At 56.6% G+C, this 12,460-nt stretch carries 9 protein-coding genes; 7 read left to right on the forward strand and 2 right to left on the reverse strand.

The features are described from left to right. The first annotated feature begins 29 nt into the window (after window positions 1-29). The 3 genes from dusB to ntrC are packed head-to-tail and all read left to right on the forward strand — an operon-like array spanning window position 30 to window position 3,639. Window positions 30-1,046: a tRNA dihydrouridine synthase DusB gene (dusB, locus tag DSM25558_RS00545; protein WP_077100770.1), complete on the forward strand. Its 1,017-nt coding sequence runs from the start codon at window positions 30-32 to the stop codon at window positions 1,044-1,046. Then, window positions 1,043-2,191: a two-component system sensor histidine kinase NtrB gene (locus DSM25558_RS00550; protein WP_077100772.1), complete on the forward strand. Its 1,149-nt coding sequence runs from the start codon at window positions 1,043-1,045 to the stop codon at window positions 2,189-2,191. Before dusB ends, DSM25558_RS00550 begins: the two co-directional genes overlap by 4 nt. Next, complete coding sequence (gene ntrC / locus DSM25558_RS00555) at window positions 2,188-3,639, forward strand: nitrogen regulation protein NR(I) (protein ID WP_067643079.1); 1,452 nt, start codon at window positions 2,188-2,190, stop codon at window positions 3,637-3,639. Before DSM25558_RS00550 ends, ntrC begins: the two co-directional genes overlap by 4 nt. Before the next feature lie 87 nt (window positions 3,640-3,726). On the opposite strand, the gene DSM25558_RS00560 is transcribed toward ntrC, so the two are convergent. Together DSM25558_RS00560 and DSM25558_RS00565 are read right to left on the reverse strand one after the other, a co-directional pair. Continuing rightward, entirely contained in the window at window positions 3,727-5,094 is a 1,368-nt protein-coding gene (locus tag DSM25558_RS00560) for an enoyl ACP reductase FabMG family protein (protein WP_077100774.1), read from the reverse strand. A gap of 157 nt (window positions 5,095-5,251) precedes the next feature. Continuing rightward, entirely contained in the window at window positions 5,252-6,565 is a 1,314-nt protein-coding gene (locus DSM25558_RS00565; protein ID WP_077100776.1) for an MFS transporter, read from the reverse strand. A 416-nt stretch (window positions 6,566-6,981) separates the two neighbouring features. On the opposite strand from DSM25558_RS00565, the gene DSM25558_RS00570 reads away from it, so the two are divergent. The 4 genes from DSM25558_RS00570 (at window position 6,982) to hfq (ending at window position 12,452) form a co-directional block, all read left to right on the forward strand. Next, window positions 6,982-9,252 (forward strand): sensor histidine kinase NtrY-like, encoded by a 2,271-nt coding sequence (locus DSM25558_RS00570; protein ID WP_077100778.1) that lies wholly within the window; start codon window positions 6,982-6,984, stop codon window positions 9,250-9,252. Further along, window positions 9,242-10,606: a nitrogen assimilation response regulator NtrX gene (locus tag DSM25558_RS00575; protein ID WP_077100780.1), complete on the forward strand. Its 1,365-nt coding sequence runs from the start codon at window positions 9,242-9,244 to the stop codon at window positions 10,604-10,606. Before DSM25558_RS00570 ends, DSM25558_RS00575 begins: the two co-directional genes overlap by 11 nt. Before the next feature lie 37 nt (window positions 10,607-10,643). Further along, window positions 10,644-12,020 carry a Trk system potassium transporter TrkA gene (trkA, locus tag DSM25558_RS00580; RefSeq protein WP_077100782.1) on the forward strand — a complete coding sequence of 459 codons (1,377 nt, stop codon included), beginning with the start codon at window positions 10,644-10,646 and terminating at the stop codon, window positions 12,018-12,020. Window positions 12,021-12,209: 189 nt separating this feature from the next. Then, window positions 12,210-12,452 (forward strand): RNA chaperone Hfq, encoded by a 243-nt coding sequence (gene hfq / locus DSM25558_RS00585; RefSeq protein ID WP_003496145.1) that lies wholly within the window; start codon window positions 12,210-12,212, stop codon window positions 12,450-12,452. The last annotated feature ends 8 nt before the right edge of the window (window positions 12,453-12,460 follow it).

The following is a 12,460-nucleotide window of genomic DNA, read 5'->3' on the forward strand; positions in this document are numbered from 1 at the left end:
TCTAAAAATAATGCAATAATAAGAAATGCATGAAAGATCACCATTTGGCTCTTCCGGCGCTGTCAGACCCTTTCGACATTGGTCCCGTTACCATTCGTAACCGGGCGGTGCTCGCACCTATGTCTGGCGTTACAGATATGCCGTTCCGCAAGCTCGCTTGGCGGTTTGGTGCGGGCCTTGTCGTCACCGAAATGGTGGCGAGTAGGGAGCTGGTCGCCAACCGGGGCGAATCCTGGGCGCGGCTGAAGAATGCTGGCATGGTTCCGCATATGGTTCAGCTTGCCGGGCGCGAAGCGCACTGGATGGCAGAGGCGGCAAAGATTTCGGCGGATAATGGCGCTGGCATCATCGATATCAATATGGGGTGTCCGGCCAAGAAGGTGACCGGTGGTTACTCCGGCTCTGCCTTGATGCGCGAACCCGACCATGCCTTGAGCCTCATCGAAGCTACCGTCAAAGCAGTGGATGTTCCAGTCACGCTGAAGATGCGGCTGGGATGGGATGATGCGTCCATCAACGCGCCGGAAATTGCGGCGCGGGCGCAGGCTGCCGGTGTGCAGCTTATCACCATTCATGGCCGCACGCGTATGCAGTTTTACGAGGGACGCGCGAACTGGGATGCGATCAAGGCCGTGCGCGATGTCATCTCCGTGCCGCTGATTGCCAATGGCGATGTCGAGACATCAGCGGATGCTTCGGACATCCTGCGTCGCTCGGGTGCTGATGCCGTCATGGTGGGGCGAGGTGCGCAAGGGCAGCCGTGGTTACCAGCCGTTCTGGCCGGTCATGCGCCGCCAAAGACTGAAGAGATCGCCGACATTGCAGTCGAACATTACGAATTGATGCTGGAATTTTACGGCATTGAAGCCGGGCTTCGTCACGCGCGCAAACATCTTGGATGGTATCTGGATCGATTTGCGCCTGACATGAAGACAGATGACAAGGTTGACATCATGACATCCAAAAACACCGGGCAGGTGATAGCGCTGCTGCGCTCCGCCCTGCAACAGGGTGCGGAAAACTCTGCCGCGAGGAGGGCCGCATGAGTGACAAATTCGCCCCTCCCGGCGGCAACAATGTGCTTGCCATGGCCGTTCTCAATGCGGTGCAGAACCCTGTTATCCTGGTGGATAGCGAAGGCTTCATCGCTTTTGCGAACTGGGAGGCCGAGGCCTTTTTCGGGGCGAGCGCTACCCATCTGGCGCGCTACCGCATCTCCACATTCATTCCCTTCGGAAGCCCTTTGCTGGCCCTGATCGATCAGGTGCGCGAGCGCCGGGCACCCGTCAATGAATACCGGGTCGATCTGTCGTCGCCGCGATTGGGTCAGGATAAGCTGGTCGATCTCTATGTTGCGCCTGTGGTAAGCGAACCGGGTTCGGTCGTGGTGGTCTTTCAGGAGCGCTCCATGGCTGACAAGATTGACCGCCAGCTGACCCATCGTGCCGCAGCCCGTTCCGTTACCGGTCTTGCGTCGATGCTGGCGCATGAAATCAAGAACCCGCTTTCTGGCATACGCGGCGCCGCTCAGTTGCTGGAAACATCCGTTCCAGATGAGGACCGGGCGCTGACGCGTTTGATCTGCGATGAGACGGACCGCATTGTATCGTTGGTCGACCGCATGGAGATATTCTCCGACGAGCGCCCCGTGGACCGCATGCCGATCAACATCCACTCCGTGCTGGATCACGTGAAGGCGGTGGCGAAAGCCGGTTTTGCCCGCAATATCAAGATCAGCGAAAACTACGATCCGTCCCTGCCTCCTGTTTATGCCAACCGCGATCAGCTGGTGCAGGTGTTCCTGAATCTGGTGAAGAATGCCGCAGAAGCCGTGGGCAATCAGCAGGATGGCGAGGTCATTCTCACGACGGCTTATCGCCCCGGCATTCGTTTATCCGTGGCGGGCACGCGTGAGCGTATTTCACTGCCGCTGGAGTTTTGCGTGCATGACAATGGTCCGGGTGTGCCGCCGGATCTCGTGCCGCATCTTTTCGACCCGTTCATTACCACCAAGACCAACGGTTCCGGCCTCGGTCTTGCTCTCGTCGCCAAACTCATCGGTGCGCATGGCGGCATCGTGGAGTGCGACAGCCAAAACCATCGCACGACATTCCGCGTATTGATGCCCGTTTCGCCCGAGGTAGCGGCCGAAGACAGCATTTTGCCGAACCCGACAGGATCTAAACGATGACAGCAACGATTCTCGTGGCCGATGATGACGCGGCCATCCGCACCGTGCTCAACCAAGCCCTCAGCCGGGCCGGTTACGATGTGCGCATTACATCCAATGCAGCAACGCTTTGGCGCTGGGTGTCTGCGGGTGAGGGCGATCTCGTCGTGACCGACGTGGTGATGCCGGATGAAAACGCGTTCGACCTTTTGCCGCGTATCAAGAAGGCGCGGCCAGACCTCCCCGTTTTGGTGATGAGCGCGCAGAACACTTTCATGACGGCGATCAAGGCATCCGAAAAAGGTGCCTATGACTATCTGCCCAAACCTTTCGACCTGACGGAGTTGATCGCCATCATCGGTCGTGCGCTATCCGAGCCAAAGCGCAAGCCGGCCAAGCTTGATGACGACATGCAGGATGGCATGCCACTGGTCGGTCGCTCTGCCGCCATGCAGGAAATCTACCGTGTACTAGCACGTCTGATGCAGACCGATCTGACACTGATGATCACAGGCGAATCCGGCACGGGTAAGGAACTGGTGGCGCGGGCGCTGCACGATTACGGCAAGCGCCGCAACGGTCCTTTCGTTGCGATCAACATGGCCGCCATTCCGCGTGACCTGATCGAATCGGAACTGTTCGGCCACGAGAAGGGTGCCTTCACCGGTGCCCAGAACCGATCGACGGGTCGGTTCGAACAGGCCGAGGGCGGCACACTGTTTCTGGACGAAATCGGCGATATGCCGATGGATGCCCAGACCAGGCTCCTGCGGGTTTTGCAGCAAGGGGAATATACCACAGTTGGTGGACGTACCCCAATCCGCACCGATGTGCGCATTGTCGCTGCGACCAACAAGGATTTGAAGACCTCGATCAATCAGGGTCTGTTCCGTGAAGACTTGTATTACCGTTTGAACGTCGTTCCATTGCGCCTGCCACCCTTGCGTGACCGGGCGGAAGACATTCCAGACCTTGTTCGCCATTTCATCCAGACAGGCGAAAAAGAGGGCCTCGAGGGCAAGCGTTTTGAGACCGAGGCGCTGGAATTGATGAAAGCCTATGCATGGCCGGGCAACGTGCGTGAGCTGGAAAACCTGATCCGCCGTTTGATGGCGCTGTATCCACAGGAAGTCATCACGCGCGAGATCATCGACCAGGAACTTCAGTCGGATGTTCCCGATAGCCCAATCGACCGCACAGCCGTGCGCAACGGCTCGCTGACGATCTCGCAGGCCGTTGAAGAAAACATGCGGGATTATTTCTCTGGCTTCGGTGAAAACCTGCCGCCGCCCGGTCTTTATGATCGTGTTTTGCGCGAGATGGAGTATCCGCTGATTCTGGCCGCGCTGACAGCAACAAGGGGCAACCAGATCAAAGCGGCAGATCTTCTGGGGCTGAACCGAAATACCCTGCGCAAGAAAATCCGCGAGCTTGGCGTATCCGTCTATCGCAGTTCACGAACCGCATAGGACACAGCAGAGTTCAAGACATGCAAAAAGCCACCCGTAAATGCGGGTGGCTTTTTTATGAGTAAAGCTTTGAGAAAGGCGGCGACTTTAAGCCACGGCGGTCTGTCTTGCGACCGAATTGTCGGCAGCGCGCGTCTGATCTTCATGCAAAGCGTTCAGGCAGCGCGCGACGATATCGTGGTTGAGCCACTGAACCGGGCCGCGCGGCTGGGAAGACGCACCGAAGATCAGCGCGCCAGTTGCCTCGACCACGAATGAACTCAGGAGATCGCTGATCAACGCCTTGCCATCACGGTGCATTGCCGTGATTTCATTGGATGTCCCGATCGTCAGGTCAGCCTGTGTCTGGCTGTTGGGCTTCGGCCATGCCGAGAAGTCATAGAATGGCACCATGACATCGCTGGCTTGCAGGCTGCTGATCTTGGCGATTACGTCATTCAACGTAAATCCGTCGGCCAGAAGCTTCTCGCATGCCTGCCACTGTTGGTCGGCCCACTGGCCGCCATTTTCTTTCTTCAACGCCAGCAGAAGCGGAATCAGCGGCAGCTCGATACCCGTGAAGACGTCGGAGGAATTGGTCCGGATTTCCGGGCAATTATACACGGATGCCTTGATGCCGTGAGCCCAGGCTTCTTCAGCGATACCTTCAAGCCGCATCTTGGCATAACCCTGGGTGTAGTTGGTGTAGGTCTGCCAGCGATATTCACCGTCGATCAGAATGCCCGTGCCGTGGTAGCCGTAGGCCGTATACCGCACCTGACCGCCCGAGGCCTCGACCCGCTCGCGGATTGCAGCACTTGCATCGATGAGATGACGGAAGGTATTGGCCGAAACCTCATCGAAATTCTTCAGGATGAGCTTGCCCATATCGCTGTCGATCAGCGACTGCGACGACATATGACGGGCACCCGTTCCCTTGTAGATTCTGTTGGCGATGACCAGGAACACCTTAGCCTTTGGAATGCCGCCAGCCATCGTATGGGCGAAAAATACATTGCGACCGGCAGGGATCATACCGTCCAGAATGGACATGACCTGAGCCGCGGAATCGGTAAACCGTTTCGTCGCTATCGCCTGGCATTTTTCGATATAATCCCAGTCGAGCTTTTCACGCTCCCAGCTTTCGAGTGTTAGCCCGGCGAGAAGATCGGTTGGTGTCGGGCCACCCTCGGGCGCATCCAGATCAAATCCTGCCATCAGAGGAACGTTGATGATCGTTCCACCCAGTCGTGTTTCCGCCTCAGCAAGCTCTTCGCTTGTCAGCGGACGCAGGGCATTATTCTCATCACGCCGACCGACGGTGATACCGACGATCTGCATTCCTGCTTTCCGGGCTTGATCGAGAAGGCCAGTGGCGTAACCGCGTCCAAACAATTCGCCGAACAGAACGAAGACATCGCCTTTTCGAAACACTGTGTTTTTGGAGATGTTCTCCAGCGCAATAGGGTTTTTCATGTGCTCAGTTCTTCATAAGGGGAATCGGGACGTGAACCCGACATGTGTTGAACACTAATTGAACGCAGTCGCTCCAGATGGAAAGTCATTTAAAGTAACCGATTATATCGAAACGTGAGCAGCGACCGCGGATCGTCGCCGATTTCAGGCTAAAACCCTACTCAAGAGCCTGATTTTTCGATTCTGCGTCGATCAACCAGACGCTTATGGCGGCAATAACGAGGAGGCCGGATATGACCCCCAACGCCAATCCAAAATTCGATGCCATCAGCGGAGCGACGATGGATGGTGCCAACAGCCCGCCGAATCGCGCAACGGCTCCCGCCATGCCCATGCCGCTTGCACGAAGTGTCGTAGGGTAGAGTTCGGGCGTGAATGCGTAGATGGCACCCCATGTGCCAAGCAGTGAGAAGCTCAGGAGCAAGGTCGCTGCCACCGCGATTTCGACCGTCTGTCCAAACCCGTATGCCAGCGTGCCGACCGCGCTCAGCAACAGAAACCCGATCAAAGTCGGCTTTCTACCCCATTTTTCGACGCCATAGGCGGCCAGCGCATAACCCGGCAGTTGGGCAATCGCGAGAATAACCAGAAAGACCTGACCTCGCACGAAACCAAAGCCATCGGCAGCGAGCTTTATCGGGAGATAGACGAACACCCCGTAGTAGGAGACCGAAATCAGTACCCAGGCCAGCATCAGGAAAATCGTGCGTCGGCGCAGCGTCGTGGAAAATAGCGCGCCAACCGATTTGCGTTGTGGTGTCTGAGGTGCAAGCGGCGAAATGTCGATAGTTCGACCGTTTTCCTTTGCGACCCTTTGCAAAACCTGCCGCGCCTCTTCGGAGCGACCCTGCTGGTTAAGGTAAAAAGGAGATTCAGGAACATAGAACCGCAGCAAAATGCCCATCAACGCCGGAATGCCTGTCACGAAGAAAATCGTTCTCCATGCCTCGCCCCCATTGGTTCCGGCAACAAGTGCCAACAAGGCAAGTGCAACAGTGCCTATTGCCCAGCACCCCTCGAGCAGAACCAGCCAGCGCCCGCGCCGGTCCGACGGCAGAAACTCTGCCATCATGGCGTAATCGACGGGGAGCGTCCCGCCAACGCCGAGACCGGTCAGAAAGCGGGCGACGAGCAGCCATTGCAGATCGGGTGCAAAAGCAGACGCGACGCCGAAAATCGCGTCGAGACTGATGGCGATGAACAAGACGGGTCTTCGTCCGATTCGGTCTGCCAGTCGCCCGAAAACAAAGGCACCGATCAACATTCCCAGGAAAAACAGCGTGCCGGTCTGTAAGGCTTGAGGCACAGTAACGCCGAAGCTGACAGCAATGGAGGGCGCGCTAAAGCCGATCGCCAGAACCTGCATCGCATCTGCCGCCCAGACGAGGCCGAAAATAACGAACAGACGCTTCTGAAATGCGCCGACACCCGCTGCTTTAATGCCTTCTTCTACCGTCACAGGTGACTGCATTACCCCATCCCCATTTCCGTCGTTGTTAAAAGACTGCTCTAAGCTCGTGCCGCAATTTTGGGCGGGCCCGACATAGAAAATGTCGCTAGATGACGGTCATTTCAGATATTCGATAGCACGGTTGCGATGATTCGCAGATGCTGATCAATTTCGTAAGCGCCTTCGTTTATGACGCATCTTGATATCCGGCTGGATTGACGGTGCCAAAGGCGTTGGCAGCAACTGGAGCGTTAGCACTCCTCATCCATATGTTGTGACTGGATAGAGTGGAAACGAGGTTGACAGCCTCTGCGTGCCGTTGCATTTTCGCCACAATGTGTTGCTTAAAAAACACGAGAAAACTGGAGTCGTCTCGTTCGCCCAGTTCCGTTTTTCAAGGTTGTGGTGCCACGAGATGTGGCATGGGAAAATGAACTATGCGCAAACCTGTCGCCGATAGGGTATCTGACCGTACATCGGGCGATGTCGTGATTGCCGATAGGCGTATGTCCTTTGCTTTCCCTGGACTTGTGCTGGCGGGTGTCGCGCTCATCTGCGCCACGCTGACGCTCTTCGTGTTGCTGGGGCTTACCCCGATTGCGCCGACGACAAATGTCGTCATTGCCTCTGTCGTCATCAACTCTCTACTGGTTCTGGGGTTGATGTATTTGATCGGCCGCGAGATCGGCCGGCTGATGAAGGCGCGGCGCCGAGGCCGGGCCGCCGCTCGCCTCCACGTTCGTATCGTTGCCCTGTTTTCCATCGTGGCGATCACGCCAGCGGTTCTCGTCGCTATCTTCGCCAGTATCACGCTGAATGTCGGGTTGGACCGATGGTTTGCACTTCGCACACAATCCATTGTGGATTCGTCCAGCAATATCGCTCAGGCCTATATGCTAGAAAACGCTGGATATCTGCAGGGCCAAACGCTTTCCATGGCGACAGACCTCGACCGCAACAGGGCGCTTTTTTATCTGGATCGCACCGGTTTTGTGGAGTTGATGACGCGCCAGGCAAAAGGGCGCGGCTTTCTGGGCGCGTTTCTGGTGCAGGAAGATGGCGATGCGGTCGTGCAGGCTGACATCCAGACCGAAAGGCCGCTCCCCGCCATTCCGCACGACGCGCTGGAAAAAGCGGCGGCCGGTCAGCCGACTCTTATTCCGCCGGGTGTGACCAATCTGGTGGGTGCCATCATCAAGCTTGAGGGCATTGGCGGGACTTTTCTTTACACCGTGCGCGCTGTCGACCCCAAGGTCATGTCGGCAATGCGGCAGATGGAAGAGAACCGCGCGGAATATAAGGCCATGGAGGCTGGCCGCGCGCCGTTGCAAATTGCCTTCGCTATTTTGTACCTCGGTTTTGCACTGATCGTTCTGCTCGCCGCCATCTGGACTGCTATCGCTATTGCCGACCGTATCGTGCGGCCGATCCGGCTTCTCATCAGCGCGGCGGACAGTGTGGCGATGGGCAATATGCATGTGCTCGTTCCTGTCCGTGCCGTGGATGGTGATGTCGGCCGTCTTGCGCGGACCTTCAACAAGATGATTTCCGAAATCCGCAGCCAGCAGGATGAGATCATCGAAGCCAAGGACGACATCGATAACCGGCGCCGCTTTATCGAGGCCGTGCTATCGGGTGTCACAGCTGCCGTCATCGGCGTCGATGAGCATCGAAATATCACCATCGCCAATCCTTCAGCCGAAGAGTTTCTGGCCGTGTCTTCCGACAGATTACTCGGATCGCCCCTGATCGAAGTTGCACCCGAAATCGAGCAGGTCGTTGCCGAAGCGACCGCATCTGCGAGAATGGATTTCCGCAACCAGATCAACATCATAAGACGCGGCAAGGAACGGACGTTGAACGTTCAGGTCACCCGTGAAGATGCGCGCGATGGCCACGAGTCCTACGTTATAACCCTTGATGACATCACGGATCTCGTCATCGCTCAGCGCTCGACGGCTTGGTCGGAAGTGGCGCGACGCATTGCGCATGAAATCAAAAATCCGCTGACGCCGATCCAGCTTTCAGCGGAGCGTATCAAGCGCCGGTTCGGCAAGCAGATCACCGATGAGGCTGACCGCGCCGTCTTCGACCAGTGCACCGACACCATTGTGCGGCAGGTCGGCGACATCGGCCGCATGGTGGATGAGTTTTCCGCATTTGCCCGCATGCCGAAGCCGACCAAAGAGATGTCGGATTTGCGCATTATTTTGAAGGACGCGGCGTTCCTGCGCGAAATGGGTGCCGCACACATCAAGTTCACGACCGAGTTCGGAGACGAACCACTTGAGGGCATGTTCGATGCGCGCATGCTGGGACAGGCTTTCGGAAACCTCATCAAGAATGCAACCGAGGCCATCGAGTCCGTCGAGACGGGCGATAGCCCACGCACCGGAAATATCTTGGTCAGGGCATCCTTTGATGCGGAACATAACCGCTTCATCGCAGATGTGATCGACAACGGGCGCGGCCTTCCGGTGGAAAACCGCCACCGGATTTTGGAGCCTTACATGACGATGCGCGAAAAGGGCACCGGCCTTGGTCTGGCCATCGTCAAGAAGATTATTGAAGAGCACGGTGGTCATCTTGAGTTGCATGATGCGCCCGCCGATTTCGATCAGGGCCATGGCGCCATGATCAGAGTGCTGTTGCCGCATGTCGAAGTGGTGACCAGCGAAGTTGATAAGGAAGTTGCATATGGCGTCTGATATTCTGGTCGTAGACGACGAGGCGGATATTCGCGAAATCGTGGCAGGTATTCTGTCTGACGAAGGCCACGAAACCCGCATGGCATTCGACAGTGACAGTGCGCTGGCCGCCATCTCCGAGCGTGTACCGCGGCTGATATTCCTCGATATCTGGATGCAGGGCAGCAAGCTTGACGGCTTGGCATTGCTGGATGAAATCAAGAACCGCCATCCTGATCTTCCGGTGGTGATGATTTCCGGTCACGGCAATATCGAAACCGCCGTCAACGCCATCAAGCGCGGCGCATTCGACTTCATCGAAAAACCGTTCAAGGCCGATCGTCTCATTCTCATCGCCGAACGTGCGCTGGAAAACTCCAAGCTGAAGCGTGAGGTATTCGAGCTAAAAAAGCGGGCAGGGGATGCGGTTGAGCTCATTGGCGCGTCGCTTGCGGTCTCGCAGCTTCGCCAGACGATTGATCGTGTTTCCCCCACCAATAGCCGCATCATGATTCTCGGTCCATCCGGTTCAGGCAAGGAACTGGTGGCGCGTATGATCCATAAGAAGTCGTCGCGCGCGACAGGCCCCTTCGTCGCGCTCAATGCTGCGACGATTACCCCGGACCGTATGGAAATCGCGCTGTTCGGTACCGAAGGCTTACCCGGCCAGCCGCGCAAGGTCGGCGCGCTGGAAGAGGCGCATCGCGGCGTGCTCTATCTCGATGAAGTCGGGGAAATGCCGCGTGAAACGCAAAACAAGATTTTGCGCGTTCTCGTGGATCAGCAGTTCGAGCGCGTCGGCGGTGGCAAGCGCGTGAAGGTGGATGTTCGCATTATATCCTCTACCGCGCATAATCTCGAAGGGCTGATCGCCGACGGACTTTTCCGCGAAGACCTTTACCACCGTCTGGCTGTCGTGCCGGTCAAGGTGCCGGCGCTGTCTGAACGTCGTGAGGATATTCCGTTTCTCGTTGATATGTTCATGCGCCAGATTTCAGAACAGGCTGGTATTCGCCCCCGCAAGATCGGTGACGACGCCATGGCGGTGCTTCAGACGCATGACTGGCCGGGCAATATCCGCCAGCTTCGCAACAACATCGAACGCCTGATGATTCTCGCTCGCCCGGAAAGCGGTGAAACACCGATTTCCGCCGATATGCTGCCTGCTGATATTGGTGACATGCTGCCAAGGATCGCGGCGCAGGGTGACCAACACATCATGACGCTGCCGTTGCGCGAAGCGCGTGAAATGTTCGAACGTGATTATCTCGTGGCGCAGATCAACCGTTTCGGCGGCAATATTTCCCGCACGGCGGAATTTGTCGGTATGGAGCGCTCGGCCCTGCATCGCAAATTGAAGTCGCTCGGCGTATAACGATCCAAAATTGCCGTCTGGCCCGTAGAGAGAGTGTATGAAAGTCATCATTTGCGGCGCAGGCCAGGTTGGTTACGGCATTGCGGAGCAATTGTCGCGCGAAGACAACGAAGTCTCCGTCATCGATACGTCAGCTGCTCTGATTGCAGCGATCACCGAGACGTTGGACGTTCGCGGATATGTCGGGCATGGCGCGCATCCGGACATGCTGGCCAAGGCGGGTGCCGATGAGGCCGACATGATCATCGCCGTGACGCTTTACGATGAGATCAACATCGTTGCCTGCGAGGTGGCTCATGCGCTGTTCAGCGTTCCCACCAAGGTTGCCCGCATCCGCGACCAGGCCTATCTTCAGCCTGAATATGGCGATCTCTTCAGCCGCGAGAACATGTCCATCGACGTCACGATTTCCCCGGAAATCGAAGTTGGCAAAATGGTGCTGCGCCGTATCGCGTTTCCGGGCGCGACGGATGTGGTTCGTTTTGCCGATGACAATGTCTTCATGCTGGCTATCGAGTGCATGGAAAATTGCCCGGTCATCAACACTCCGTTGCAACAGCTGAGCCAGCTCTTTCCCGATCTGGTCGCGACCGTCGTTGGCGTTTATCGTGGCGGTCATCTCAAAGCCGTCGATTCCTCCGAGCAACTGCGCGCTGGCGACTTGGCGTACGTTATCTGCCAGAAGCATCACGCTCGCAGAACGCTTGGTCTGTTCGGCCATGAGGAGCAGGAGGCGAGCCGGATCGTTATAGCAGGCGGTGGTAATATCGGGCAGTATGTGGCGCGCTCCATCGAGGAGTTTCAGCCCAAGACAAGGGTGAAAATCATCGAGTTCGACAGAGAGCGGGCCATCGCCGCCTCCGAAAAACTCAATTCCACGATCGTGCTTTGTGGCTCGGTGCTGGACCAGAAAATCCTGCACCAGGCGGATATCCAGGACGCAGATCTGATCGTTACCCTGACCAACAACGACCAGACGAATATTCTCGGCGCCGTCATGGCAAAACAGCTGGGCTGCAAGTCGAACCTTGCATTGCTGAACGGTCCGTCTTTTCATGATGTTGCCAAGTCGCTTGGTCTCGACGCCTATATCAACCCACGCGCCGTCACAATTTCGCGGGTGTTACAGCACGTCAGAAAAGGTCGCATTCGGTCGGTCTACGCCGTGCAGAGAGGCAATGGTGAAATCATCGAAGCCGAGGCGCTGGATACGTCGCCGCTGGTAGGACAGGCTCTGCGTGATATCGACCTCCCGGATAGTGTACGCATCGGTGCGATCTACCGCGACAAGACAGTCATCCGTCCTGACGGAAGCACGAAAATCAAGGCGAAAGACCGCGTCATCCTGTTTGCGTCGGCGGATGCAGTGCGGGATGTGGAACAGCTATTCCGTGTATCTATTCAATATTTCTAAAACATTGGGTATGAAACAGAAAAAGCTCGCCTTAGTAAATCCGGGTAAGTTTTTCGACATTGCGGAACAGATCGTGATTTGATACCAGAGTTGCTGATCGGCTGACAGGGGGACTACGTTCAACCGATCCTATTATTGATTGTTTATTTCCCGGTCTCCCATCCGGGCAAAAAAGAAAGAATCGGCGCCATGGCGGAACGTTCTCAAAACCTGCAAGATCTTTTCCTGAACACAGTTCGCAAGCAGAAGATTTCGCTGACTATTTTCCTTATCAACGGTGTCAAGCTTACGGGCGTTGTTACATCCTTCGACAATTTCTGCGTTCTTCTTCGCCGCGATGGTCATTCCCAGCTCGTCTATAAGCACGCGATCTCGACCATCATGCCTGGCCAGCCTATGCAGATGTTCGAGTCGGAAGAGGGCGCTGCTTAAGGCGGCAC

This window comes from Agrobacterium sp. DSM 25558, assembly GCF_900100825.1.
Taxonomy (GTDB): domain Bacteria; phylum Pseudomonadota; class Alphaproteobacteria; order Rhizobiales; family Rhizobiaceae; genus Agrobacterium.

Bases quoted from the DNA above. Each gene is read 5' to 3' on its own strand.
- dusB (WP_077100770.1), top strand. From the start codon at position 30: ATGAAAGATCACCATTTGGCTCTTCCGGCGCTGTCAGACCCTTTCGAC.
- DSM25558_RS00550 (WP_077100772.1), top strand. From the start codon at position 1,043: ATGAGTGACAAATTCGCCCCTCCCGGCGGCAACAATGTGCTTGCCATG.
- ntrC (WP_067643079.1), top strand. From the start codon at position 2,188: ATGACAGCAACGATTCTCGTGGCCGATGATGACGCGGCCATCCGCACC.
- DSM25558_RS00560 (WP_077100774.1), bottom strand. From the start codon at position 5,094: ATGAAAAACCCTATTGCGCTGGAGAACATCTCCAAAAACACAGTGTTT.
- DSM25558_RS00565 (WP_077100776.1), bottom strand. From the start codon at position 6,565: ATGCAGTCACCTGTGACGGTAGAAGAAGGCATTAAAGCAGCGGGTGTC.
- DSM25558_RS00570 (WP_077100778.1), top strand. From the start codon at position 6,982: ATGCGCAAACCTGTCGCCGATAGGGTATCTGACCGTACATCGGGCGAT.
- DSM25558_RS00575 (WP_077100780.1), top strand. From the start codon at position 9,242: ATGGCGTCTGATATTCTGGTCGTAGACGACGAGGCGGATATTCGCGAA.
- trkA (WP_077100782.1), top strand. From the start codon at position 10,644: ATGAAAGTCATCATTTGCGGCGCAGGCCAGGTTGGTTACGGCATTGCG.
- hfq (WP_003496145.1), top strand. From the start codon at position 12,210: ATGGCGGAACGTTCTCAAAACCTGCAAGATCTTTTCCTGAACACAGTT.